Genomic DNA, 25,218 nt, shown 5'->3' with positions numbered 1-25,218 from the left:
CAGGAAGCTTGAGCGCGTCGATCCCCTCTACCGGCTCACCACGGACATCATGGAGCACTTCGAGCGCGAGCACCTGCCGAAATCGTTGCAGGGTTCGCTTAAGCGGCTGTTCACGCGCTGCCCGCACGAGTTCCTGGACTTCTACAAGGAAATGCGCGCCGTGGCCGACGAGATGGTCGCGCGCACGCACCGGGGCGGCAGCGCGTCCTGACCCGCCGAGGCCCAGGCCCCGGTAGGGAACTGCGAGCGTACGAAGGCGAGGGGGAGGGGCCGCCGCATCCGACGGCCCCGGTGGGGAGCTAGTTCGTGAAGGACTTGCGGGCTTCCGTGACGCCCAGGACCTGGCCGCCCTTGCCGAGGGCTTTCACTGTTATCTTGTACGTGTGCGTGGAAGACCCCGTAAAGCACGGCCCGAGCAAACCGGGCACAGTGCCCTCGGCCAGCACGGAGCCGCCGGGGTGCTTCACCTCTGCGGTGCCGTGGTCGTAGTTGTTGTAGCTCAGGTCGATCATCTTGAATTCGAACGCCTCGGTCCCCTGGGGAACGTTGAGAAGGAGCACCTCAGGGAAAGGTCCCTGGCAGCGGTTCTTTATCTTGAATTTTAAATCGATGGCGAACTTGCCGTCGCCGCTGTCGGCAAGCTGCGCCTGCTTGTCGCATCCGGACACGAGAAGAAGAGCAACCAGAACCAGAAAGAGATGTCGCATACCGCCTCGCACATTTAAGGGGAAGCCCGGGATGGATACGCCGACCAGAGCCAATGGGCGACCGGGAGGGAAGCACCGGGGCCTTACGCCCACGAATCGGGGCGGAGACCGAAATCATGACAGAATATCGACCGACTAACAATAACTGATTGGAAAAGCACGAAAGATGCTCATCGGTCATGGGAACCTTCAAGGCGGCCGGTCGCTGATTCGTGTCCGGGAGGGGGGCGCGGCGGCGCATCATGCGCTGCCCGCAAGAGACTCCGGATACCTGTAAGGGGATGCGTGCCCCGGAGCGATCAATCCCCTCACGCCCGACGGCGCGAGGACAGAGCCCGCCATAACGCAGCGGCAGACAGGAGCGGCAGCCAGACCCAAAGCAGTTCCGAGAAAAGCACCCGCAGGCCAGCACCGCTGAAGAACCGCGAACTGGCCAGGGGCGCGGCCTCGATTGGCCGCAAAGCGGCGAAGAACCGCTCCGCGCTCCAGGGCCAGAACAGCGCAACGCCCCGACCTCCGTCCGTGAAGGCGTCCATCACGGCGTGGGACGCCGCGCACGCGACAAGGAACAACCACGCCCTGGCGAACGGGACGCCCATACGGCGGTGGAACAGCGCGAAGACCGTCGACAACGCGGCCGCCAAGGCCAGGGAATGGCTCGCCCCGCGATGCCCGAAGTCCGCCCCGTAGGGCACGCCCAGCCGGAAGGCCAGCACGTCAAGGTCCGGCAGGAGGGAGAGCGCCGCGCCTACCGCCACGAGACGCCAGGGCAGGACTTCGCTCCCGAGGGCCAGGGCTGCGGCAAGTGGCACTGCGGGGTGGGTGAAAACGGACGGCACGGCGGGATGTTAGGCGATGCGAAATCGGTTGTAAACTATCGAATGGACTCATTCGTATTCACTTGAGCGAACCCGTGGTCCCACGGCTCCAGCACGGCCGCCGCGCGCACCGGGAAGCCGTCCGGGGCCAGGGCCGAGGCCAGCCCCATGAACCAGAAACGCACGCCGCGCGGTAGGAGGGCCGTGCGGTCCAGGTTCTCGAAGCTCACGATCCCGGCCAGACAAAGTGCGCGTTCCGCCTCCAGGTCCAGCGGAAACTCCACGGCCTGGGCCACGAAGGGAGGCCGGGCCTCCAGCACGGCCTCAAGCTCCGCGCCCTCCAGGGGGAAGTCGGCGTAGATCAGGCCCAAACCCGGCGCGACAGGGCCTGCCCCGCGCACCACGGCCCAGCCGCAGAGGCGATCCAGGCTCAGTTCCTCCAGGCGATCTCCCTCCGGGGCCATGTGCCAGGGCGCGTTGACGTGCGTGCCCGCGTGGCTGCCCAGGCTCACGGCGTGGAGCCGCCAGCCGTGCTGCTCCAGCGTGTGCAGCGGGCTGGCCTGCACGGGCGGGTCGCCGGGGTAGCGTCCCCGGGGATCGTCCGGGGGGAGCGTCAGGTCGATCAGGCGCACGGCGGACTCCTTCAAAGAAGAGCGGCGAGGCCCCGTGGGAACCCCGCCGCGTAACGTTGCGTGGTCAGCGGTGGACGGGCTCGGGCTCCGGAGTCTCGGAGTGGCGACCCATGCGCTTGCCCATCCAGGTCTGGAAACGGTCGAGATAGATGTAGTAGACGGGCGTGAAGTAGAGCGTGAGCAGCTGCGACACCATCAGGCCGCCCACCACGGCCAGGCCCAGGGGCCGCCTTGCCTCGCCGCCCGCGCCCCAGCCCAGGGCGATGGGCAGGGTGCCCATGAGCGCGGCCATGGTGGTCATCATGATGGGCCGGAAGCGCACCATGCAGCCCTGGAAGATGGCCTCGGCGGGCGCGATGTCCGAGCCGCGCCGGGCCTCCAGGGCGAAGTCGATCATCATGATGGCGTTCTTCTTCACGATGCCGATGAGCATGATGATGCCCACGAAGCCGTAGATGTCGAGTTCGTGGCCGAAAAGCATGAGCGTGGCCAGCGCGCCCGTGCCCGCCGAGGGCAGGCCCGAGAGGATGGTCAGCGGGTGGATGAACGACTCGTAGAGGATGCCCAGCACGATGTAGATCACCACGATGGAGAGCCCCACCAGGAGCGACATGCCCGTCAGCGACGACTGGAACGCCTGGGCCGTGCCCTCGAACTTGGTGGAGAACGAGCCGGGCAGGGTGGCGCGGGCCACGCCCTCCACGGCCTCCACGGCCTGGGAGAGTGAGACGCCCGGGCGCAGGTTGAAGGAGAGGGTCACGCTGGGCAGCTGGCCGGAATGGTTCACCGAGAGCGGCCCCACGCCCATGGAGCGCTTCACCAGCACGTCCAGGGGCACGAGTTTGGCGGTGACGGGCGAGCGCACGTAGAGCTTGCTCATGAGGGACGGGTCGTTCTGGAACTCGGGGAGCAGCTCCATGATCACCTGGTAGTCGGAGTTGGGGGCGTAGATGGTGGAGATCTGGCGGTTGCCGTAGGAGGTGTAGAGGGCGTCCTCGATCTGGCGCGCGGTGATGCCCAGGGCGGCGGTCTTGTCGCGGTCGATCTCCAGGAACACCTGGGGGTTTTTGAGCTGGAGGTCGGAGTTCACGTCCTGGAGCAGGGGGATCTCGCGCAGCTTGTTCTCCAGTTCCACCGAATAGTTGAAGAGGTCCTGGGTGTTGGGGTTCTGCAGGGTGAACTGGTAGAGGCCCTTGGTGGCCATGCCGCCCAGTCGGATGGGTGGCGGGTTCTGCATGAAGGCCATGATGCCGGGCACCTGGGCCAGCTTGGGGCGCAGCTTCTGGATCACCTGATCGGCGGAGAGGGGACGCTCGTGGCGCGGCTTGAGCTTCACGAACAGGCGCCCCGAGTTGAGCGTGGACACGGGGCCGCCCGCGCCCACCACGGACATGTAGCCCTCCACGTTCTCGTCGGCGGCGATGATCTCCATGATCCGCTTCTGCTTCTCCACCATGGCCGGAAAGCTGATGCCCTGCTCGGCCTCGGTGACCACCGAGAGCTGCCCGATGTCCTCGCTGGGCAGGAAGCCCTTGTTGATGGCCCCGAAGAGCCACACCGTCACGCACAGCAGCACCCCCGAGAAGGCCAGGGTGATCCTCCGCCGGGCGATGACCACGCGCAGGGTGCGCTCGTAGGTTTTAAGCAGGGCCTCGAAGCCCTTCTCGATGAGCCAGTAGAGCCTGCCGTGGCGCTCGCCCGCGTGGGACTTGAGCCACAGCGAGCAGAGCATGGGTGTGAGCGAGAGCGAGACGAACCCCGAGAAGAGGATGGCCACGCTGATGGTCACGGCGAATTCCTTGAAGAGCCTGCCCACCACGCCGCCCATGAAGAGCACGGGGATGAACACCGCCGTGAGCGAGACGGTCATGGAGAGGATGGTGAAGCTCACTTCCCGGGAGCCTTCGTAGGCGGCCTGGAGGGGCGGCTTGCCCATTTCCATGTGGCGCACGATGTTCTCGAGCATGACGATGGCGTCGTCCACCACGAAGCCCACCGAGAGCGTGAGGGCCATGAGCGAGATGTTGTTCAGGCTGAAGCCCGCCATCTGCATCACCGCGAACGTGCCCACCAGCGAGAGCGGCAGGGCCAGCGAGGGGATGAGCGTGGCCGAGAGGTTGCGCAGGAAGAGGAAGATCACCAGGATCACCAGGAACACCGTGAGCAGCAGCGTGAACTGCACGTCCTCCACCGATTCCTTGATGGAGAGCGAACGGTCGATCATGATCTCCATGTTCACCGAGGCCGGGAGCTGCGCCTTGAACTCCGGCAGGAGCTTCTTCACGGCCTCCACCACGGCCACGGTGTTGGTGCCGGGCTGGCGCTGCACGGCCAGCACGAAGCCGGGCTCGCCGTTGAAGAAGTTGCGCCGCCTGTCGTTCTCCACGGAGTCGATGGCGCGCCCGATCTCGTTCAGGCGGATGGGCGCGCCGTTCTTGTAGGCCACGATCACGGGGCCGAAGAACTCCGCGCGCACCAGCTTGCCGGAAGACTGCACCGTGAACTCGCGCTTGGGGCCGGACACCGTGCCCGTGGGCAGGTTGGAGTTGGCCCGGCGCACGGACTCGGCCACCTCGTCGATGCCGATCTCGCGGGAGGCCAGGGCGTCGGGGTCCAGCTGCACGCGCACGGCGTACTTCTGGGAGCCGTACACCGAGACCTGCGACACGCCGCTGACCATGGAGATGCGCTGGGCCATCATGTTCTCGGCGTATTCGTTCAGGTCGGAGAGGCGCATGGTGGGCGAGGTGAGCGCCAGATAGAGCACGGGCTGGTCGGCGGGGTTCACCTTGCGGTAGGTGGGCGGGTTGGGCATCTCCGAGGGCATGTTGCGCACGGCCAGGGCGATGGCGGAGTTCACGTCCTGGGCGGCGGCGTCGATGTTGCGCGAGAGGTCGAACTGGAGCGTGACGCGCGTGGTGCCCAGGGTGGAGTTGGAGTTCATGGAGTCCAGGCCCGCGATGGTGGAGAACTGCTTCTCCAGGGGCGTGGCCACCGAGGAGGACATGGTCTCGGGGCTGGCGCCGGGGAAGCTGGCGGTCACCTGGATGGTGGGGAAGTCCACGTTGGGCAGGTCGGAGACGGGCAGGGCCTTGTAGGCCATGGCCCCGAAGATGAGGATGGCCGCCATGACCAGGGTGGTCATGACGGGGCGTCGGATGAAACCGGAGGAGAGGCTCATTGGGCCTTCTCCCCGGACGCCTTGGCGTCCTTGGAGCCCGGGGCCGCCTTGGCGTCCTTGGAGCCCGGGGCCGCCTTGGCGTCCTTGGCGTCCTGCGCCGCCTTGGAATCCTTGGGCGCGAGGACCGCGTCCTGGGCGTCCCTGACGGCCTTGATCTCAACGGCGGCCCCCGGAGTGAGGCGCACGTGTCCGTCGGTGACCACCTTGTCGCCCGCCGCGAGGCCCTTGAGGATCACCATGCGTTCGCCCACGATCTGCCCGGTCTCCACGGGGCGCAGGGCGGCGGTGTTGTCCTGGCCCACCACGTAGACGAAGGGCCCCTGGAGCCCCTGCTGCACGGCTGCGGATGGCGCGGTGAGCACGCCCTCGCGGCTCTCCAGGTTGAGCGTCACCTTGGCGAACTGTCCGGGCCAGAGGCGCTTGTCCTTGTTGGCGAAGAGGCCCTTGAGCTTGATGGTGCCCGTGGCGCGGTCCACGGAGTTGTCCACGCTGGCCAGCACGCCCTTCTCGGGGCGGGACTCTTCGCCCGCCACGGCGGCCAGCACCTCCAGGGGGGCCTTGCCCATGTGGGCGGTCACGGCGGGGAGGTGCTGCTCGGGCAGTGCGAAGCTCACATAGATGGGCTGCACCTGGTTGAGCACCAGGAGGTTGCGGTCGTCGTTGGCCTTGATCACGTTGCCCACGTTCACGAGCACCGTGCCCACGCGCCCGGCGAAGGGAGCCTTGATCACGGAGTAGTCCATCTGGAGCCTGGCCTGCTCGATCTGTGCCTCGGAGAGCTTGATGGAGGCGCGCAGGCTCTTGGCGTCGGTGGAGGCCTGGTCGAACTGCTGCTGGCTCACCACGTCCTTCTGCTTCAGGCCGGAGTAGCGGTTGAAGTCGTCCTCGGCCTTCTTGAGCAGGGCCTGGTCGCGTTCGAGCTTGCCCTGGGCCTCCTTGAGGGCGGCCTGGAAGGGGCGCTGGTCCAGCACGAAGAGCACGTCCCCGGCGGCCACCTCCTGGCCGTCGCGCACGCGCTGCTCCACGATGAGCCCGCCCACCTGGGTGCGCACGGCGGCGCTCTGGTAGGGCTCCACGTTGCCCACGGCCGTGAGGCTCACGGGAAGGCTGCCCAGCGTGGCTTCGGCCACGGTGACCGGCACGGCCCGGCGCCCCTGCCCCTGCTGTTGCTTCTTCCCGTCGGAGCACCCGGCCGCGAAGGCCAGGCAAAGGCAGAGGCCCAACGACACCAAAAGCGAAAGGCGAAGTTTCATGCGGTTCCTTCCTGGGCGAGGCCGCGCAGGGCGGCGAGGCTGAAGCGGACGATGTGGTTGGTGATCTCGTCGAGCCCTTGGGAATCGTAGGTCACGCCGGGGCAGACGATTTCGATCACGGGCTTGGAGCGACAGAAGTGCAGGCACTGGCCCACCACGGAAAGGGCGCAGCGCCTGGCCAGAGGGGAATCCCCGGGCAGGTCCATGATGCGGGCCACGATGGCCGCGAGGCGGTCCACGTTGGGCAGGATGGAGGCGCGCGCCACGTTCTCCAGGGCCGGGGAGGGGTCGGAGAGCTCGCGGGCCATCAGGCGCGAGAGCCAGGTGGGGCGGCCCTCGCCCAGGTTGCGGTCCAGCATGGAGCGCACGAAGACCCGCAGGGCCTCCTCCGGTCCGGCCTGGGCCTGCAGGGACCCGGGCGGGTGGCGGCGCAGGCTTTCCTGGTGGCAGTGTTCCAGCAGGGCCTTGTAGAGACCTTTCTTGCCCCCGAAATGGTAGTTCACCGAGGCCACGTTGGCCCCGGCCCGGGAGCAGATCTCCCGGATGGTGGCCCGGTGGTAGCCCTTGGCGGCGAAGGCCTCGCCGGCGGCGTCCAGAAGGCGCTGTTTGGTTTCGTCGTGTTCGTTGGCTTGGAGCACGTCTTGCCTCAAACGGTTGTTTCAATCGGCCGTTTGGCCTCATTGCTTCTAGCGGGCAAAGGGCGTATTGGCTAGCCCCCGAGGCATTACCGGAATGACAGGAACTCCCCCCCCCAATCCCTTCGCGGCCAAACCCTGGGCCTGCCTGGGCGTGGCCGCCACGGGCACGTTCATGGCCACCCTGGACGGCGGCATCGTCAACGTGGCCCTGCCCACCATCGCCCAGGGCTTCGGCGCGGACCTGCCCGTGGCCCAGTGGGCCGTCACGGTCTACCTGCTGGTGATCGCCTGCCTGCTGCCCGCCTTCGGCCGCCTGGGCGACATGCACGGCAGGCGGCGCAAATACCGCGCGGGCTTCCTGATCTTCGCCGGGGCCTCGGCCCTGTGCGGGGCGGCGGGGTCCATGGGCTGGCTCATCGCGGGGCGGGCGCTCCAGGCGGTGGGCGCGGCGCTGCTCATGGCCAACGGCCCGGCCATCGTGGTCATGAGCTTCCCGGGGCCGGAGCGGGGCCGGGCCCTGGGCATGATCGGCATGGTGGTCTCCCTGGGGTCGCTGGCGGGCCCCTCCCTGGGCGGCCTCCTGGTGGACCTCTTCGGCTGGCCCTCCATCTTCTACGTGAATCTGCCCGTGGGACTGGCCGGGGCCTTTTTCGCCGGGCGCATCCTGCCCGACGACCGGCGCGAGACCCACGAGCGCTTCGACCTGCCCGGCGCGGCGCTCTACGCCGTGGGCGTGGTGTTCCTGCTCACGGCCGTGACCCACGGCGGGCGCTGGGGCTGGAGCTTCCCGGGCACGCTGGCCTGCTTCGGCGTGGCGGCGGCCGGTCTTGCGCTCTTCCTGCACCGTCAGGCTCGCGTGGCCCATCCGGTGGTGGACCTCTCGCTCTTTCGCATCCCGGAGCTGGCCCTGGGCAACCTGGCCTCTCTGTTGGCGTTCATGGCGCTTCTGGCCAACGCGGTGCTCCTGCCGTTCTTCCTGGCGCGGGTGGTGGGCCTGGGGCCTGGCGAGACGGGGCTGGTGATGGCCGTATTGCCCCTGGCCATGTCCTTCGTGGCCCCGCTTTCGGGCTTCGCCTCGGAGAAGGTGAGCCACGCCCTGCTCACGGGTGCGGGCATGGCCTGCGTGGCGGGTGGCCTCTATTCCCAGACGCTGCTCGCGGCCTCGGCCGGGTTCTGGCGCTGCGCGGCGGGGCAGGCGATTCTGGGCGTGGGCTTCGGGCTGTTTCTCTCGCCCAACAACAACGCCGTGCTGGGCAGCGCCCCGCGCGCCAAGAGCGGCGTGGCCGGGGCCGTGATGGCCCTGGTGCGCAACCTGGGCATGGTCTGCGGCATCGCCGTGGCCACGGCGGTCTACGAGGCGTGGCGCAACGCGTCCCTGGCGAGCGGGCACGGCGAGACCGAGGCCTTCCACGCCGGATTCGACGCCGCCCTGACCACCGCCGCCTGCCTGGCCCTGGCGGGGATGCTGCTCTCCGTCTTCCGGGCGCTTCGAAAGCCTCCCAAACGATAGCCCCCTTTTATTCCACTTTTTTTTGAGGTAGGCATCCAGAGAATCAGGACGGGGGATCGCCATGAGCCAAGACGACAGCGCACGCTTCGACAGCTACCTCACCGTGCTGCGCCGCCTCAAGGAGTCCGGGGCGCGGCGCGAGGTGTTGGAGCGCGAGGTGCTCCTGGCCGTGCTCACGGCCAACCGGGAACGGCTCTCCGAATCCCCCGCGCAGGAAGCCGACCAGCAGAACCTCGTGCACGCCCTGTGCACGCGCAGCGAGCCCCATCCGGCCCACGCCTGGCATCAGGAATGGATGTCCCAGTTCCTGGTGGACTTGAACCAGTACGAGGTGGCCCGGCGCACCGGGGCCAGGGAGCAGGCGGACCAGCTCCTGCCGCAGCTCTGCGTGGAGGAAAGCGTGCTGCTCAAGTGCCTGCAGGGCTACATCGCGCTCTCGGGTTTGGTGCGCGACGAATTCAACGACATGATCCTCCTGCGCTTCGGCGAGACGGCGCTGTCCGACATCGACGAGCTCAGCCAGGCCGGCCACTCCGACGACCGCTACTGGAAGGCCCTCCTGGAGCGTTTCGTCTTCGGCTTCGTGAAGAAGGGGCTGGGGGCCATGCTGGCGGGCGACGGTTTCAAGGTGGCGCGGGAGGGGGCCTTCGTGGCGGTGCGCTTCCCCCTGGACGGCCTGCTGGCCCAGATGCCCGGCACCGACAAGGCCATCGACAAAACCCGGCTCCAGGCCTCGTTCGAAGCGGCCAAGGCCGACCCGGAAGCCCGGCGCGCGGCCCAGACCCTGGCCGGGACGCTGCAGAACCTCTCCCGGCCCGTCCTGCCCCCGCGTTCGGCCCGGGCGGATTTCGAGGCCCTGGCGGCCGTGGCCTCCCTGGACCCCCTGGCCCCGCGCTTCGCCCAGGTTTTCGCGGACAACGCCCCCATCGAGGACTCGGAGCTTCCCGAGGTCCCTTCCGCCGACAACCCGGAGCGCCGCGCCCAGCTGGTGGAGGCGCGGCGGGAGTTTCTGCGCACCCAGCTCCTGGCCATGGCCGTGGGGGCCGCCCTGGCCCTGGGCGTGGCCCGGGAGGACTTGGGCAAGGCCATCCACGGCTTCTCGGCCAGGGAGCAGGAAAAGCTGCTGGCCGTTGCCGGGGCCTTCGAGCCTCGCAACCTGGCCGTGGCCCACGGCCTCATGCTGGAATTCGCCCTGTGCGGCCTGCTGGCGGCCAAGGTGGCCGACGAGGGGGCCAAGGTGCAGTTCAAGACCGTCCGGCAGCGCCGCATCCCGGCCGCCGGCCTGGAGGCCCTGGCGGCCCGTGGCTTCAACCGCATCCGCCAGCGCCTCTTCTTCGAGGAGGACCCGGCCGCGCCGGGGTGGTTCTTCTTCAAGGCCCGCACCGGTCCCGAACTGGCCGAGGCCATCCGCCTCTCCAACATGGAACCCGCCCTGGCCCAGGGCCTCACGGACCTCTGGAGCGCCATGGACTTCAAGGTGGAGTTGCTGGCCCTGGTGAACCTGGGGCTGGTGGCCAAGACCACCCCCAACGTCCAGGCCAAGGTGGGGGATATCCTCGCCAAGCTGGGCGTTGTGCGCGCGTCCCAATCCTGACGGCTTTTCCGGCGTCCCATTTTCCCAAGAGCGCCACGCTTTCCCAGCGTGACGCACCCTCTGCCAGGCGAGGCCCGCGAGCGCGCGCCGCGCACGCTTCACGCCAGGTCACTGCCCCGTTCCCGCGCCTGCTGCCCGACGACGAGCGCCCCGGGCCGCATTGCGGCGCGGGGCGCTTGGAAGTCGGTAATCCGGGGAGGATCGTTAATAACCGGAGGGCTTTTCCAGGCGCAGCAACTGGGAGCCTTCCTTGAGGTAATACAGCACGTCGATGGGCACCTGATCGGGCTGGGGCTTGGGCATGCCGGGCGAGGGGGACTTGACGCCCGCCACGTCGCCCGCCACGGGCGCGGGCAGGTCCCCGGCGGGCAGGTCGGCGTCGCGCAGGGCCGCCGTGAGGGGGCCGGCGGCGGACTGGTGGTAGAACGAGAGCCTGGCCTCGCCGCCGGGCAGCTCCTTGAGCTTCACGCGGACCTTCCCGGTCTTCCACTGATGCAGGGGCATGCCGTCCTGGCGCGAGGACTTGGAGGCCCCGAAGAGCTTGGTCAGGTCGACCGAGAGGGCCTTGAGGTCCGATCCGGCGGGCAGGCGCACGTGTGCGGCATAGAAGCGCCCCCCGGCGGAGGCGTAGTAGACCGTGGCCTTTGCGCCGCCCAGCTGGAAATTCTCGCGCAGGTACACCGCGTAGTCCACGCCGTCCTGGGAGCGCAGTTTGAGGAAGCCTTCGCGGCGGGAAAGGTCTTCGCCCCAGGCGGCCTGGCCGAAGCCCCGGGCCAGGGCCTGGGCTTTGGCGGCGGGGGGCTGGGCCTTCTGTGCGGCCAGGGCGGCGGGTGCGAGCAGGACGAGCAGGGCGGCGGCAAGGCTCAGGCGGGTGAAAAGCGTCACGCGGTCCTCCGGGGTGTCGGTTTCCGCTTCTGATAGCCGGGGCGCGCCCGGCTGGCAAGGCCGCGGAAGGGATCAGCCCAGGGCTCTTCCTCCGAGCATGGCCAGGGCAGTGCCTTTCTCGTCGGCCAGGCGTCCGGCCACCGCGGCGCGCAGCCTGCCGCCGCCGAACTGGCTCATGCGCCGGGCGTAGATCTCCTCGATGAGGGCCTTGTCGCTCACCTGGCCGCCCTTGCCCTGGAGGGCGTCCAGGGACTGGTTGAAGATTTCCGTGGCCCCGTGAGGACCGTGCTGCACGGCGGTGCTCCAGAGCACTTCGCGCACGGCGTGGGAGCGTTTCGAGAGGTCGTCCCCCGTGGAAAGGGTGATGGAGCGCAGGGCGGGCTGGTAGTGGGTTTCGCGGATGAAATCGTGCTGGAGGGCCTCGAAGCGGACGGGATTCTCGGCGCTGATGCGCTTCCATTCGTCGGCCATGGCCCCGTAGCGGCCGCCGGTGTTGCCGGGGCCCGCCTTGGCCAGGCGTTGCGAGAGTTCGGGGGCCTTGGTGTCCAGGTAGTCCAGGAACCGGTCCAGGGTGCCCACGCCCGAGGCGATCTGGTAGAGGCCGTAAGAGGTCCCGCCGCGCCCGTCGTAGCCGATGGCGTCGATGGACCCGCGCGATTCGTAGGATGCCGAGAGGATGCCCAGCCTGTCGGACTGGTCCGGGGCGGCCTCGGGGCGGCTTCTCGCGCCGCGCTTGGCGGCCAGGAAGCGCGATTCCGCGGCGGCGGCGGCCTGGAGCAGGTTTTCCTCCTCGCGGGTGAAGCCCTCGCCCTGGATTGCTGCACGTCCGGGCTGGGAGAGGCGTCCGAGGTCCTCGGGATGGCGCGCGCCCGGAGTAACGGCCGCTTGCACGGCCTGGGCCGCGCGGCGCGGCGCGGGCGTCGGCGTCTGGACGGGCTGGATCGCGGGCCCCTGGTTCCCGGCCGAGGGCTTCGGGGCCAGGGGTGCTGGCTGGCCTTGCCCGGCGGGCTGTATGGGGGAGGGCGCGGGCGCCTGGCCCGGAGAACGGACCGGCCGTGTCCGCGGATTCGGGGTCTGCGTCGGCGTCGCGGCCTGGTTTCCGGCCAGGGCCGCCAGGGCTGCCGCCTGCCGGATGCCAGCGCCGCCCGGAGCGGCGGAGGGGGCGGGCGCGCCGGGGTCGCGCGGGGATTGGGCCTCCAGGGCATCGGTGAACAGGGCCATGGGATCGCGCGACTTGCCGCCGAGGATGTCCTGGCTTACACCCAGCTGGCTCGTGAGAGCCGCCTTGAACGCGCTCTGATCCTTCACCAGCCGGGAAGGCCCGAAGCGGGCCGTCTCGGGCCGGGCTGCCAGCGCCTGGACGACGGGGTTGGGTGTCAGGGCCATGACGTGCACTCCTTGCGGACGGAGGTCCGCGCCATGGACAAGCAATCACCGTGCCAGGCTTCCCACGCCTTCTTCCAGAACCGGGCCTGCGCCTACTACCCCTGCCACCCGGGGGCGGACCCGGATTCGTTCAACTGCCTCTTCTGCTTCTGCCCCCTCTATTTCCTGGAGGACTGCGGCGGCGACTTCACCCTGCGCGGCCCCGTGAAGGACTGCACCGGCTGCCTGAAGCCCCACGCGCCGGGCGGCTACGAGCGCGTGCTCGAGCGCCTCAAGGCCGAGTTCGCCCGGCGACGCGCCCAGGCCGAGGCACAACCATCAGTGGCCGATCCGAAAGGAGAGAATCCATGACCTCGCACGACTTCGACCTGGGCGTCATCGGAGGCGGCGCGGCCGGGCTCACGGCGGCGGCGGGGGCCGCTCGTCTGGGGGCGAAGGTGCTCCTGGTGGAAAAGGAGCCGGTGCTGGGCGGAGACTGCCTGCATTACGGCTGCGTGCCCTCCAAGACCCTCATCGCCACCGCCAAACTGCGCCGCAGAATGCACGACGCCGCGCGATGGGGCCTGCCCAACCCGGAGCTGCCCCCCGTGGACTACTCCAAGGTGGCCGCTCGCATCCGCGAGGTGGTGGCGCGCATCCAGCGTCACGACTCCTTCGAGCGCTTCTGTTCCCTGGGCGTGCTGGTGGAGACCGGCCAGGCCGAGTTTTCCGACGAGCACAGCGTGCGCCTGAACGGTCGCACGGTCTCGGCCTCGCGCTGGATCGTGGCCACGGGGTCCTCCCCGGCCGTGCCGGACATCCCCGGCCTGCGCCAGACCCAGCACCTGACCAACCGGGAGCTATTCTCGCTGGAGGAGCTGCCCGAGTCCCTGGTGGTGCTGGGGGGCGGGGCCGTGGCCGTGGAGATGGCCCAGGCCTTCGCGCGCCTGGGCAGCCGGGTGACGCTGGTGCAGCGCTCGGCGCACCTGCTCACGGGGGAAGACCCGGACCTGGCGGACCTGGTGCGCGCGCGCCTGGAGGCCGAGGGCGTTACGGTGCTCACGGGGACGCGGGCGCGCTTCGTGAGCCCGGGCTACGGGCTGCGCCACGTGGGCTACGTCACGGAGTCGGGCGAGGAGGGGGTGGCCTCGGGCAAGGCGCTCCTGGTGGCCCTGGGGCGGCGGCCCAACGTGGACGGCCTGCGCCTGGAGAACGCCGGGGTGGCCTACACCGACAAGGGCATCCCCACGGACCAGCGCCTGCGCACCACCGCGCCCACGGTGTGGGCCGCCGGCGACGTGCTGGGCAAGTGGCTCTACACCCACGCGGCGGGCTACGAGGGCGGCGTGGCCCTGGCCAACGCCGTGGCGCGCCTGCCCCGCAAGGCCGACTACACCTTCATGCCCCGCGTGACCTATTGCGAGCCCGAACTGGCCGGAGTGGGTCACGGGGAGGCCTCGGCGGCCCGGGCCGGGCTGGAGGTGGACGTGGTCACGGAGCGCTTCGAGGACAACGACCGCGCCCAGGCCGACGGAACGCCCGAAGGCGTGCTCAAGCTTCTGGTGGACCGCAAGGGCAAGGTGGCGGGCGTGCGCGCCCTGGGTCCGCGCGCGGGAGACGTCGTCTGCGAGTGGGTGACGGCCCTTTCCGGCGGCGTGAAGCTCTCGAAGGTGGCCCAGGCCACGCACCCCTACCCCACCCTGGGCGAGATCAACCGTCGCGCGGCCGCCGACTATCTGGCCCCGAAGCTCTTCGACGGCCTGGCCCCCAAGCTCCTCAAGGCCGTGTTCGGGCTCAAGGGCAGGGCCTGCGGCTAGTCGTTCCCGCGTGTCCCCGCCGAATTATCCTTCGCGCGCCGGGACTGCACTTCAGTCAGTGCCAGGGATCATTTCCCTGGAGCCACACGGCCTGACGGAATGAGCGTCAGAATGCGACCGGCGGTAGGAAAACACTGACCGGGCGTTTCCCTTCGGCCGGCCCCCCCTCGGTCCTGCCAAGTGCCCGGTCGCGACGCCTTACAGTAACCCCTGCTCCTGGAAATAGGCGGTCAAGGCCTCCGAGGAGGTGAGTTGTCCGAGAAGGGTGGCCGGGATATCGGTGCCGAAGCGGGCGGACACGTTCATGATCATCATGACGTGGTTGAGGGAATCCCAGCCTGGGGTGGCGCCCATGGCCGATGTTTCGTCCACGGCAGTCGCAAAACTTTCGGACATGGCTGCAAAAAGTTCATCCCTGGTCATACGTAGACTCCGGTCGCTGTGAGGCTTGATGAAGGATCATGCGGACAGCATTACGCGATGCGTCTGCAAGACCACTGGTTGAACGCCCTCAGCCGAGGGCAGTTCTGATGATTGCAGGGTCGATGGTGATAAAAAGACAGGCCACAATGTAGCTGTTGGTGAGAAACGCGGAAAAAATCCTGTAGCCCAGTGAAGCGGAAATCTTGCTGTAGCTTGGGAATCGGCTCGTCATTTTCCTGTTGTACACGACAGATACGACAGTTCCTGAGCCAAGAAGAACACCGTACAGTATCCACTGATAGGAGTCTCCATGCCAAATGCCCATTAGAAAGAATGTGATGAATATGCTCAAATTGGACTTTGTGGTCGGTTTCATCTTGGGAAGGTGAGTGGCGAACATTTTGAAGAGCGGAAAGAAGATGAAGTCACGGAACCAGTGGGAGAGCGAGATATGCCAGCGGTTCCAAAAGTCTTGCAGATTGCGCGCGGCAAACGGATTGGAGAAGTTCTCTGGCACGTTGAATCCTAAAAGGCGAGAGAAGGAGATCGCGCAGTCGCTGTATCCCGCGAAATTGAAGTAGATATAGAGAAAAAAGGCGTATTGCGCCAGAACAAGATCAAAAAAGTTGATGCTATTGTCCTTGAAAAAAGGCGCAATTGTCGAGTGGCTGTGGAACCACTCGCCGATGAGCAGGATCTTGATGATGCCCAGGGAGAATCTTGCGATGCAATTGACGATGGAGTCGAGCGTCAGGTCCCCGGGGGCGGCGCAGTCGTTCAGGAACTGCTGGTAGCGGTTGATGGGGCCGGAGACGAACGGAGGAAAGAAAAGCAGATAGGCGAGCGCTGTAGAGACGTTCAGGAGCGTACCGCTCTTGTTCGCGGCATGCACCACGAGATCGATGGATCGAAACATCATGTAGGAAATTCCGATCCACGCCGTTATGCTGACTTGATTGATGTGTACGTGGAAAATATAAAAGAAATAATTTGGATACTTCAGCAAGAGAACGGACAGGATGATGATGGTTACGGAAACAACGACGCCTTTCCTGGCGTGTGGCTTCGGAAGTCTGTTGCACGCCAGGGCCAGCGCAGTGGCGAGGAGTCCGAACCCGACCGGAAGGGCCAAGGGGTAGGCGAAAGGCTTGGGGGTTATGGTGAGCAGTGAGAGGAAAAAAATGTTGATGCAGAGAATGAATATCGCGCGAGTGTTCAACCCCATGAAGCGTCTTGCAACGGCAAAGAGCACTGCGGCAACGGCGAATAGGACCAGGAAGTGAAGGTTCGTATAGTATAAAGTCATGGTTGTCGAGAACTCTTGGTCAGGATGTTGGCCGAAAAGGCGCGATAGTGTCTACAGGTCCAACATGTTGAGTTGCGCCCGGATGGACTGCAGGATGGCGTTGCGGTCGATTTTTCCGTTGGCGTTGTGGGGCAGCGCATCCATTGTGAAAAATCGGCGCGGAATGGTGATCTCCTGCAGGTGCTTGGCGCAGTGCGTCTTCAATTCGTTGTCCGGAATTTCCGTCACGCCTCCGTCTTTCAGGCAGTAGCAGGCACAGATGGTGATCGGGTCGGTTTCGTGAAGCGCCACGACGGCCACTTCCGAGAGGGCGGGGTGCCGGGTCAGTACGCCTTCGATCTCGGAGAGTTCGATCCGAGTCCCGGCGATCTTGATCTGCATGTCCTCACGACCGACGTATACGATATCGCCGTCGCGGTTTTTCCTGGCGAGGTCGCCCGTGAAGTACATCCGGCTGTACGGGTTGTCCGGTTTGAGCGGATTGGCCCGGAAGGCCGCCTGAGTCAGGTCGGGGCGCTTCCAGTAGCCCTCGGCGAGTTGGGTGCCGCAGATGGTCAGGCGGCCGATTTCGTCGCAGCCGGCCTCGGCGTCGCTGTCCGTCTTCAGGATGGGCATCTCGACGCCGGGACAGGGTTTGCCGATGGGCACGTACCCGGTCATGGACTCCTCGGGGACGTCGCTGGGCACTTTGTAGATGGTCACGAGAACGGTCGCTTCGGTAGGCCCGTACATGTTGAAGACTGCGGTTGCAGGGGATGCCGCCCGCAACGCCTCGGGATGGCTCCAGCTCAGACCCTCGCCGTAGAGGACGACCACTTTCATGGCGTCTCCCAGTGCTCCCGGCTGGAGGGTCTTCATCTTGGCCATGAAGCCGATGACGCTGGGTACGGAGAGCCAATGCGTGATGGCGTTGTTCTTGATGAAGCTCGTGGGGACGAGCTTGTCTCCGAACGCGACCACGGGGTACAGGGTTGCGCCTGCCCAGAACGCACCGAAAATATCAAGAACACTCGTGTCGAACGTGATGTTGGAATGGTTGGAAACCCTCGATGACGAATCTATCTCCAGCGTGTCGAGAATCCAGCCGAGCAACGCCTTGACGTTGCGATGGGTGAGCATCACCCCTTTCGGGGTCCCCGTGGAGCCCGATGTGTACATGAGATACATCAGGTCTTCTTCGATGTTGCTGCAGGGGGGGGCCTTAGTGGAGCAACCTTCCAGATGCTCTTTGCCCAGGATGGCGACGCCGGTGAGAGTGGTGATGGCGGCGAGAGCGTTCAGGTGCTCGTGCTCGCCGTCCGTGATCAGGATGGTCCGCAACGTCGCGCTCTGGCAGGACTCCAGGTACTGTGCGAGTTGTTTGAGGTGGGCCGTCGATGAAATGATGCACCGGACCTGGCAGTCCTGGGCAATCGCCTGGACGCGTAGCGGAGGGAATGCCGCGCTGAGCGGCACGTAGCAGGCGTCGGCCCGCAGGGTTCCGAGGATGCCGACGATCATCTCCGCGCGGTTGTCCCCGTATATGCCGACCCGGTCTCCTCGCTTGACGCCTTGCTCCACCAAGAGCGCGGCAACGCGTTCCATTCTCTGCGCGAGCGCACGATACGTGATGCTTGCTCCATATTCCTCGATGGCGGCGTGCTCTGGCCGATGTTGGGCCCAGTAGAAGACTGCGTCATGGACAAGAGCTGCAGGAGCGAGCGAAGGTGTGTGCATGATGATATCCATTATGCTTAGAAATGCCATTCGGAGCCGAAACGTCTGCAAAGAGCGTCATGGATCGATTTGATGCGTGCCTTGAGCGCTTCCGAATCAACGAGTCGCTTCGAAAGATAGGCCAGTTCCCACTGCTTCCAGAAGGCTGCTCCCTGTAGCGCATGCAGTCCGGTCTGCGCTGCCAGTCCCTGCAGGTAGGTGTCGGCAAAGGCCGCGGCGGCCTGGGAATGAAAAATGTAGGAGGGGAAGGCCAACGGTTCGAGCATGTCCGAGTGCTGCTCCCAGAACGACCGATAGTGGCTTCGCCGTTCCATCACGTGGCAGACCTGGGGCATCTTGAGGGCCGACCGGGTAAGCTCGAAAATGGAGGCGTCGAGCACCTGTTCCAGCGCGCCGTCCAGTCCCAGGACCGGAAGGTGCGGATAGAGCTTGCAATGCAGCGGCTTGACGGGAACTTCTCGGCAGTTCCCTTTGTGCGTGCACTTGAGGAAATGCAGGCGTAGCGGCTTGGGGCCGCCGAAGTCGAACGTAAAGGTGCTGGCCGGGGCGTCCGACAGCATCTTTGCGGGATCGATGCCCTGGGCGATCCAGTGGTCGTATTCCTGCCCGAGCATGACGACGGTGCTGCACCCTCCGTGGGGGATCATGCAGAACGCGTATTCGGTGAGATTGAAATTGCAGCAGTAGCCGCTGCATTGGTTCCAACAGCCTTCCTCAAAAATGAAGGAGCGATTGGCTAAGTCCTGCCAGTCTGGATTCCTGCATTGGACGTGCATCATGGCTTGTCATTGAGGAATTGCGGGGTGTTTTCCATGTAAACCGTATTGAACTGCTGACTGTTGTCCTGCGGAGCCCAGCGCATTGTTACGGCTGGTGCGTGGGGCGCGCCGAGCATGTCTTCCACTGGCTTGGTCCCGGTATCGCCCGAGACCACGCCCTGTTCAGTCAGGATGGAAACCAGCTGCCTGGCTTGCTTGAGCTTTCCTGAGACGAAGAAGGTGTCCGCCGGCCGCATCATGTTGTTGAAGGAGCCGAAGAAGACCATGTCCGCAAGGGAGTAGGGAGCGGTTTGTGCGCTGAGGTCGATCAGGCTGACGTTGTCGAAGCCCTTGAAAGCCGCCTGGAGTTTGTCGATGAACTCCGATTTGAACTCCCCCGTGATCGTTTCCTTGGGCAGCTTGACCTGCGGAGGCACCACCACGAGAAGTTTGCTCCCGTTCTCGCGGGCAAGCGCGGCGAAGAGTTTGAGCCAGTCCAGGTAGAAGGTCTCGTCGCTTGGGTATGTGAAGTAGGTGGAGGGCGGCGGCGGCGGGTCGAGCAGCGTGCCGGTCCAGTCGCGCCGGGCGAAGTCCGTGGCGTGGTTTGTCAGGAACGTCTGAATCACGCCTTTCCCCGGTGATTCGCTGTGGCCCAGGAAACGGCCGAAAAGGGTCGAAGTCACGACGCGCAGGATATCCTTGACGCGCTTCAGGGCATTGCCTTCACCGGGGCAGGCCGCCGGATAGCCGAGTTCCCTAGACTTGGCACGAAGCGGTTCGACGAGGGGATCGATCCAGCGGGCGAGTCCGGGGCTTTTGTCTCTTAGCCTCTCCAGGGAACATAATGCCTCGGGGATCGTCTCCGGGGGGGTGATGAGCAGCCCTCCCGGTCCGGTGAAATACAGGATGTTCTTGCCGGAATTGTGTTGGAACAGGGCTTCGAGTTGTCTCAGCGTCTGTCCCACGCCAAAGCCGCGAACTCGGCCCATGTTCACGATGGTAAAGGCCTCGTCGGTGTCGGCTTCGTGTTTCAGAACGTAGTTTAGGATGGATACGGGCATCGCGTCAAGAGAAGCCCTGATGCCATCCGGGTTGTTGTATGCGTCTGCTCCAGCTACCCAGCAGGCATTCTGCAGCATGACGTTCTTGTTGTGTAAGACGGGGAAGTCGCCGATGTCGTAGATTCTTGGTTTTGATCCGAACTGAATTGTGGCGAAGGACGCCAGGAAAAAACCAGAGAAGAAAAGGATGATCTTGAGGAGGTCGCCGGTCTTAGAATTGGGCATAATAAACCTCGGTCGAAACCGCGGCGGCGCTCGTAAATATTTCCCCGAAGATCAGATTGAGGCTTACATACAGGAGAATGCCCGCAAGGAAACAGCGAATGCAGGCCGAAAGCGGTGATGCGGCCTGTGAATGCATCACCCCGGACGCGAGCCACGAAGCTGTTTCGCGCAGTGCGTTTGGCAGGCTGTTCGTGGCCAAGGATCGGAAAGCCATATGAATATCCTCGTCCCTCATTTGGCCCGGAGACGTGGGGGGGCGGGTGAACCCCGGATGATCCCTTGATAACCGTCGGCTGCTCGGGGCTCATATCCGCACGAGCCGCCCGCAACGATCGGACAGCGGCGGGCATTCCGCCACTGTCCAGTTGGAGTGTGTTGATGCGGGCCAACCGAAAATCTACCGGTTCATCATGTCCAGGAATTCCTTGTTGTTCTTGGTGCCGCGCATCTTGTCCAGGAGGAACTCCATGGAGTCGATGGGGCTCATGGGGGCCAGGAACTTGCGCAGGATCCACACGCGGTTGAGCTGGTCCTCGGGGAGCAGCAGCTCCTCCTTGCGGGTGCCGGTGCGGTTGATGTCGATGGCGGGGTAGACGCGCTTCTCGGAGAGGTGGCGGTCCAGGTAGAGCTCCATGTTGCCGGTGCCCTTGAACTCCTCGAAGATCACCTCGTCCATGCGCGATCCGGTGTCGATGAGGGCCGTGGCGATGATAGTCAACGAGCCGCCTTCTTCCAGGTTGCGCGCCGCGCCGAAGAAGCGCTTGGGGCGCTGCAGGGCGTTGGCGTCCAAGCCGCCGGAGAGCACGCGGCCGGAAGAGGGGGTCACGGCGTTGTAGGCGCGGCCCAGGCGGGTGATGGAGTCGAGCAGCACCACCACGTCGCGCTTGCGCTCCACGAGGCGCTTGGCCTTTTCCATGACCATCTCGGCCACCTGCACGTGGCGCTGGGGCGGCTCGTCGAAGGTGGAGCTGACCACCTCGGCGCGCACGGTGCGCTCCATGTCGGTCACTTCCTCGGGGCGCTCGTCGATGAGCAGCACGATGAGGTAGACGTCGGGCTGGTTGGCGTTGATGGAGTTGGCGATGGTCTGCAGGAGCATGGTCTTGCCGGTGCGGGGCGGGGCCACGATGAGGCCGCGCTGCCCGTGGCCGATGGGGGCCATGAGGTCCACCACGCGGGAGGCGTAGTTCTTGTCGCCGTTTTCCATCACCAGGCGGCGGTTGGGGTAGAGCGGCGTGAGGTTGTCGAAGAGCACGATGTGCTTGGAGGCCTCGGGGGGCTGGAAGCCGATCTCGGAGACGCGCAGCAGGGCGAAGTAGCGCTCGCCCTCCTTGGGAGGGCGGATCTGGCCCGAGACCACGTCGCCCTTGCGTAGGCCGAAGCGGCGGATCTGCGAGGGGGAGACGTAGATGTCGTCGGGGCCGGGCATGTAGCTGTACATGGGGGAGCGCAGGAAGCCGAAGCCGTCGGGCAGGATCTCCAGCACGCCCTCCCCGAAGATGGAGCCGTTCTGGGAGGCGCAATTCTGGAGGATGCCGAAGATGAGTTCCTGTTTGCGCATGCCGCTGGGGTTTTCCACATTGAACTGGGTGGCCAGTTCCATGAGTTCGGGCATGCTCTTGAGCTTGAGATCGGAGAGGTTCATCGAGGACTCCGTGAGGATGTTGGCAAAGAGGCCGGAATGATCCCCGGGGCGCCAAGGCCCGCGTGGAATGTGGCTGCGCCGGTAAACGTGGCGCGACGGGACGTGAGGTCGGTTTCAGGCATGACGGCTCGTCTTGGACGAGAAGATGATGTTGTGCAGATGCGGACCGCGCCCCGCAACAGACCGGACGCGACCAGGAACCGTACCATCCGCGCGGGTTCGCCCCGCTCTATCCACACGCAACGCGACACAGCCGACCGACATGCAACAACGCAAAAGAGCTTGAGAGAGTTTTTTGCGGTTCGTCGTTTTGCTGGTGGTTCGTTACGAAGTGCGGCGTGATTGATTTGCTGAGTTGCCCAAGGGGCTCAATATATGATTTTGTCCCGCTGTCAAGCGCGCCCGGAGCGGCCCGGAAAAAATGCGTGGCTCACTCAGGGGTCTTGGGCTTGAGCACGTCCTCGAAGAGGTCGTTGATGCGGTTCTTCACGTCTTCCTGGTCCTGCCCCAGGGCGTGGGCCACCTCCAGGGTGAGCAGCCCCGTGGCCTGCTCCAGGAGCCTGCGTTCGCCGAAGGAAAGCTCCTTGCCGCCGCCGATGAGCAGAAGCTCCTTGAGCACGTAGGCCACGTCGGCCAGGTTGCCGCTTTTGAGCTTCTCGGAATATTCGCGGTAGCGCCGGTTCCAGTTCTGGCCGGTGTAGCCGGTGAAGGTGGAGCGGTCGGCCAGGGATTCCATGATGGCGCTGGCCTCCTCGGCTGGGCAGACATGGCGCAGGCCCACGTTGCGCGCGTTCTTGACGGGCACCATGAGCGTCACGTTGTTGGCGATGATGCGCACGATGTAGAAGTCCACCGGCTGGCCGCCGACGGTCTGGGATTCTACGCGTTCGACCCTGCCCACGCCCTGGGCGGGGTAGACCACCAACTCGTCGATGGAAAACACGTGGGCGTTGCTCCTTGCCGTGTGTGACGCCTGGGGAGGTTCTGCGCGGAGGCTACCGGACGGATTCAGGCTGGTTCGTGTGTCCGGCGGCGGTACGAAGCGCTGGGTAACGGGCGCATTTCGGCACGGTTGTCTTGATACCCCAAGTGAATCAAAGAGTCTAGCCTCCCCGTGCCGGTGGGGGAAGTTCGCGGGGCATACGGGCGCGTCCGCCTGTTCCCGGCGTCACTCCGCCTTGGGAAGCTCGGCGTTGAAGGCCCCGGCCTCCCGCTGGGCGGTCTCCAGGCCCTGGGCCAGATAGAGGCGCACGGCGGCCACGGCGGCGGCCACCACCTTCTCCTCGGCGGGGCGCTCCTCGCCTCGGAAGTCCTGGAGCACGAAGGCGGCCACGTCCATGCGCCCCGGAGGGCGGCCGATGCCCAGGCGCAGGCGTGCGAAGTCCTGGGTGCCGGTCTCCTGGGCGATGGACTTGAGCCCGTTGTGCCCGGCCAGGCCGCCGCCGAACTTCATGCGCAGGCGTCCCAGGGGCAGGTCCAGCTCGTCGTGGAGCACCAGGAGGTCGGCCGGGGCGAGACGGTAGTAGCGCAGGGCGTGGGCCACGGCGCGCCCGGAGAGGTTCATGAAGGTCATGGGCTTGAGCACAAGCACCTCGCCTTCCACGCCGGGCAGGCGCAGGGCGGACAGGTCGCCCTCCTTGCCCATGGAGAGCCCCCGGGCCGATCCGGCCGCCAGGAGGGCGTCGGCCACGTGGAAGCCGAAGTTGTGGCGGTTTCCTTGGTACTTGGGGCCGGGGTTTCCCAGCCCGGCGATGAGCGCGCGGGGAGGCATGGGGAAGGTTCCTATTGTCCGGAGCGCCCCAGCTCCGGCCAGCGGGCGGCGATGGCGCGGGCGATGGCCTCGTAGCCTTTGGCGGTGCAGTGGGTGTCCTCGGGCTGGTAGTAGAGGCAGCGGTCGGGGTCTGCCCGGAAGATGGGGGTGAGGTCCAGCACGTCGAAGCCCAGTTTCCCGAAGAGGGCCACGCCCTTCTCGCGCACGCGGTCCATGGAGTCGATGATCGGGCGCAGGTCGCGCGCCGGGGGGCTGCCGGGGGCGAGCCTGGCCCAGTCGATGTCCTTTTCCAGGGCCTGGAGCGAGGAGGGCACCAGCACCAGCCGGATCTTCCCGCCCTGGGGAGCCTGGGCGGCGATGCCCTCGAAGAGCCGGGCGGCCACCTCGAACTGGGCGTCGAGCCCTTCCTGGAAGAGGTAGCTGGCGTAGCCTGGGTGCCAGGAGAAGGGCTGGCCGTCCGGTGTGGCGCAAATCATGGGCACGCCCGAGTAGTTCCACTGGGGGCCGTAGGGCAGGGCCTGGCCCTTGCGGGAGTCCCAGAGGTAGCGCACCCAGGCGCGCAGCGGACCCAGGGTGAGCTGCCAGCGCCAGGCGTGGCGGATGCTCTCCAGGCGCTCCAGGTAGAGCAGGCTGTCGGAGGAGAGGTCGTTGCCCAGGTAGGAGAGCACCACCACGTCCTTGCCATCGAAGCGTTCGCCAGGGGGCAGCGAACGCGTGACGCGCTCCAGGATACGCTGGTACTGGGCCGGTCCGTAGCCGCCGTTGCTGGCGTTGTAGACGCTCGCGCCGGTGATGCGCGCGAACTGCGCCGGGGGGGAGAGGTTGGTGCCCGCCGAGGCCCCGTTGCAGAAGGAGTCTCCCACGAAGAGCACCCGGGCCTGTGAGGGCTTGATGGCGTTGGCGAAGCCCAGGGCGTCGCTCGGGGCGTCGTCCACGGTGATGGTGCGCTGGCCGCCGTAGGCCGGGGGGGTGTCCAGGGAGTAGGTGGAGGGCCTGGGGGCCTCGGGCGTGCGCACGAAGTTGAGCAGCCATTCGCGGTACAGCGGATGGGAGGCGGGCGAGACCACGCCCAGGGAGACGAGCTGGTCGCGCTTGGCCTCGGGGAGCCCCTGCAGGGCGGCCCAGGGCAGATGATAGACCGCAGCGGAGAGCACGGCCAAGAGGCAGGCGCACACGGCGGCGAAGAGGCAGAGTCGTTTCAGAAGCCGCATGGCTGGTCCTCCCGTGGGCGGGGTGGAGCGTCAACGAAAGAGCCGGGACCGGCGCAAGGCCCGTCCCGGCTCGGGAAACGTCGGGCGCGAGGGGGCTATTTGCCGGCCGCGCCTTCCTCCTCGCCCTCGGCGGCGGGGTTGATGACGCCCACGATGGCGTAGTTCTGGTCGAAGACGGCCTTGACGCCCTGGGGCATGGCCAGCGTCTTCACGTCGATGTGCTGACCCATGGCCAGTTCTGTGACGTCGATGACGATCTTGTCGGGGATGTCGGCGGGCAGGCAGACCACTTCGATGGTCTCGCGGTGGATTTCGAGCTTGCCGCCCACGGCCACGCCCTTGGCCTTGCCGGTGATCTCCACGAGCACATGGACGTGGATGGGCTTCTTGGGGTCCACGCCGTAGAAGTCCACGTGGTCCACCTGGTTCTTCCAGGGATGGTTCTGGACCACCCAGATCAGGCTGGGATGGGTCTGGGTCTGGCCTTCCTGGTCGATGACCAGATCGAAGACGCGGGAGGAGCCCACCTTCTTGTAGGCCTTGCGGAAGGGCAGATCCTCGACGACCACGGGGATGTTCTGCCCCTTGTCGTCGTAGTAGATGCCGGGGATCAGCTTTTCGGCGCGCATGCGGCGGTTGGGGCCCTTGCCCTTGGCGTCGCGGGCCCGCACGGTGAGGCTCACTTGTTCCTTCATGGGATAT

23 protein-coding genes are annotated in these 25,218 nt (G+C 66.1%); 5 read left to right on the top strand and 18 right to left on the bottom strand.

Annotated elements, in window-relative coordinates; translation table 11 throughout:
* Nucleotides 1–211 (top strand): hypothetical protein (locus tag NNJEOMEG_RS16840; protein ID WP_173086546.1); only part of this gene is annotated, 211 nt, incomplete at its 5' end.
* Between the two features lie 88 nt (nt 212–299).
* Here NNJEOMEG_RS16840 and NNJEOMEG_RS16835 read toward each other — a convergent pair.
* The 6 genes from NNJEOMEG_RS16835 to NNJEOMEG_RS16810 all read right to left on the bottom strand — a co-directional run bounded on the left by NNJEOMEG_RS16835 (nt 300) and on the right by NNJEOMEG_RS16810 (nt 7,229).
* The gene (locus NNJEOMEG_RS16835) at nt 300–707 is read right to left on the bottom strand and encodes a hypothetical protein (protein WP_173086544.1); all 408 of its coding nucleotides are present in this window, start codon (nt 705–707) and stop codon (nt 300–302) included.
* 308 nt (nt 708–1,015) lie between these two features.
* On the bottom strand, nt 1,016–1,546 hold the full coding sequence (locus tag NNJEOMEG_RS16830; RefSeq protein ID WP_173086542.1) for a metal-dependent hydrolase: 531 nt from the start codon (nt 1,544–1,546) through the stop codon (nt 1,016–1,018).
* Between the two features lie 35 nt (nt 1,547–1,581).
* A complete protein-coding gene (locus NNJEOMEG_RS16825) occupies nt 1,582–2,157 on the bottom strand; it encodes a cyclase family protein (protein ID WP_173086540.1) in 576 nt (191 codons plus the stop codon).
* A gap of 64 nt (nt 2,158–2,221) precedes the next feature.
* Nucleotides 2,222–5,338 carry an efflux RND transporter permease subunit gene (locus NNJEOMEG_RS16820; protein WP_173086538.1) on the bottom strand — a complete coding sequence of 1,039 codons (3,117 nt, stop codon included), beginning with the start codon at nt 5,336–5,338 and terminating at the stop codon, nt 2,222–2,224.
* The gene (locus NNJEOMEG_RS16815) at nt 5,335–6,591 is read right to left on the bottom strand and encodes an efflux RND transporter periplasmic adaptor subunit (protein WP_173086536.1); all 1,257 of its coding nucleotides are present in this window, start codon (nt 6,589–6,591) and stop codon (nt 5,335–5,337) included. Before NNJEOMEG_RS16815 ends, NNJEOMEG_RS16820 begins: the two co-directional genes overlap by 4 nt.
* Nucleotides 6,588–7,229: a CerR family C-terminal domain-containing protein gene (locus tag NNJEOMEG_RS16810; RefSeq protein ID WP_173086534.1), complete on the bottom strand. Its 642-nt coding sequence runs from the start codon at nt 7,227–7,229 to the stop codon at nt 6,588–6,590. The genes NNJEOMEG_RS16815 and NNJEOMEG_RS16810 overlap by 4 nt, the downstream gene beginning before the upstream one ends.
* A gap of 94 nt (nt 7,230–7,323) precedes the next feature.
* Here NNJEOMEG_RS16810 and NNJEOMEG_RS16805 point away from each other — a divergent pair, with 94 nt between their 5' ends.
* Nucleotides 7,324–8,739, top strand: a complete 1,416-nt coding sequence (locus NNJEOMEG_RS16805) for a DHA2 family efflux MFS transporter permease subunit (protein ID WP_173086532.1) — start codon at nt 7,324–7,326, stop codon at nt 8,737–8,739.
* Between the two features lie 61 nt (nt 8,740–8,800).
* Nucleotides 8,801–10,333 carry a hypothetical protein gene (locus NNJEOMEG_RS16800; protein WP_173086530.1) on the top strand — a complete coding sequence of 511 codons (1,533 nt, stop codon included), beginning with the start codon at nt 8,801–8,803 and terminating at the stop codon, nt 10,331–10,333.
* 204 nt (nt 10,334–10,537) lie between these two features.
* On the opposite strand, the gene NNJEOMEG_RS16795 is transcribed toward NNJEOMEG_RS16800, so the two are convergent.
* Nucleotides 10,538–11,218, bottom strand: a complete 681-nt coding sequence (locus tag NNJEOMEG_RS16795) for a hypothetical protein (RefSeq protein WP_173086528.1) — start codon at nt 11,216–11,218, stop codon at nt 10,538–10,540.
* A gap of 72 nt (nt 11,219–11,290) precedes the next feature.
* Nucleotides 11,291–12,604: a VgrG-related protein gene (locus NNJEOMEG_RS16790; protein ID WP_173086526.1), complete on the bottom strand. Its 1,314-nt coding sequence runs from the start codon at nt 12,602–12,604 to the stop codon at nt 11,291–11,293.
* Nucleotides 12,605–12,637: 33 nt separating this feature from the next.
* Here NNJEOMEG_RS16790 and NNJEOMEG_RS16785 point away from each other — a divergent pair, with 33 nt between their 5' ends.
* Entirely contained in the window at nt 12,638–12,955 is a 318-nt protein-coding gene (locus tag NNJEOMEG_RS16785) for a cysteine-rich small domain-containing protein (protein WP_173086524.1), read from the top strand.
* A complete protein-coding gene (locus tag NNJEOMEG_RS16780) occupies nt 12,952–14,400 on the top strand; it encodes a dihydrolipoyl dehydrogenase family protein (protein ID WP_173086522.1) in 1,449 nt (482 codons plus the stop codon). Before NNJEOMEG_RS16785 ends, NNJEOMEG_RS16780 begins: the two co-directional genes overlap by 4 nt.
* Before the next feature lie 198 nt (nt 14,401–14,598).
* Here NNJEOMEG_RS16780 and NNJEOMEG_RS16775 read toward each other — a convergent pair whose 3' ends face one another.
* From NNJEOMEG_RS16775 to NNJEOMEG_RS16730, 10 genes are all read right to left on the bottom strand, one after another.
* Complete coding sequence (locus NNJEOMEG_RS16775; protein ID WP_173086520.1) at nt 14,599–14,823, bottom strand: acyl carrier protein; 225 nt, start codon at nt 14,821–14,823, stop codon at nt 14,599–14,601.
* An 88-nt stretch (nt 14,824–14,911) separates the two neighbouring features.
* Nucleotides 14,912–16,129: an MBOAT family O-acyltransferase gene (locus tag NNJEOMEG_RS16770; RefSeq protein ID WP_173086518.1), complete on the bottom strand. Its 1,218-nt coding sequence runs from the start codon at nt 16,127–16,129 to the stop codon at nt 14,912–14,914.
* A 51-nt stretch (nt 16,130–16,180) separates the two neighbouring features.
* Nucleotides 16,181–17,845, bottom strand: coding sequence for an amino acid adenylation domain-containing protein (locus tag NNJEOMEG_RS16765; protein WP_173086516.1), 1,665 nt, complete (start codon nt 17,843–17,845; stop codon nt 16,181–16,183).
* Between the two features lie 17 nt (nt 17,846–17,862).
* A complete protein-coding gene (locus NNJEOMEG_RS16760; protein ID WP_173086514.1) occupies nt 17,863–18,624 on the bottom strand; it encodes a hypothetical protein in 762 nt (253 codons plus the stop codon).
* Entirely contained in the window at nt 18,621–19,889 is a 1,269-nt protein-coding gene (locus tag NNJEOMEG_RS16755) for a hypothetical protein (protein ID WP_173086512.1), read from the bottom strand. Before NNJEOMEG_RS16755 ends, NNJEOMEG_RS16760 begins: the two co-directional genes overlap by 4 nt.
* A gap of 397 nt (nt 19,890–20,286) precedes the next feature.
* A complete protein-coding gene (rho, locus tag NNJEOMEG_RS16750) occupies nt 20,287–21,534 on the bottom strand; it encodes a transcription termination factor Rho (protein ID WP_173086510.1) in 1,248 nt (415 codons plus the stop codon).
* A gap of 430 nt (nt 21,535–21,964) precedes the next feature.
* The gene (locus NNJEOMEG_RS16745; RefSeq protein WP_173086509.1) at nt 21,965–22,477 is read right to left on the bottom strand and encodes a CarD family transcriptional regulator; all 513 of its coding nucleotides are present in this window, start codon (nt 22,475–22,477) and stop codon (nt 21,965–21,967) included.
* A gap of 225 nt (nt 22,478–22,702) precedes the next feature.
* Nucleotides 22,703–23,305, bottom strand: a complete 603-nt coding sequence (gene pth, locus NNJEOMEG_RS16740) for an aminoacyl-tRNA hydrolase (protein ID WP_173086508.1) — start codon at nt 23,303–23,305, stop codon at nt 22,703–22,705.
* A gap of 11 nt (nt 23,306–23,316) precedes the next feature.
* Nucleotides 23,317–24,516, bottom strand: a complete 1,200-nt coding sequence (locus tag NNJEOMEG_RS16735) for an SGNH/GDSL hydrolase family protein (RefSeq protein ID WP_173086507.1) — start codon at nt 24,514–24,516, stop codon at nt 23,317–23,319.
* Between the two features lie 95 nt (nt 24,517–24,611).
* Nucleotides 24,612–25,211: a 50S ribosomal protein L25/general stress protein Ctc gene (locus NNJEOMEG_RS16730; RefSeq protein WP_173086506.1), complete on the bottom strand. Its 600-nt coding sequence runs from the start codon at nt 25,209–25,211 to the stop codon at nt 24,612–24,614.
* Nucleotides 25,212–25,218 lie beyond the last annotated feature (7 nt).

This window comes from Fundidesulfovibrio magnetotacticus (genome assembly GCF_013019105.1).
Classification (GTDB): Bacteria; Desulfobacterota; Desulfovibrionia; order Desulfovibrionales; family Desulfovibrionaceae; genus Fundidesulfovibrio; species Fundidesulfovibrio magnetotacticus.
This window is presented reverse-complemented; position numbering and strand designations above follow the sequence as displayed.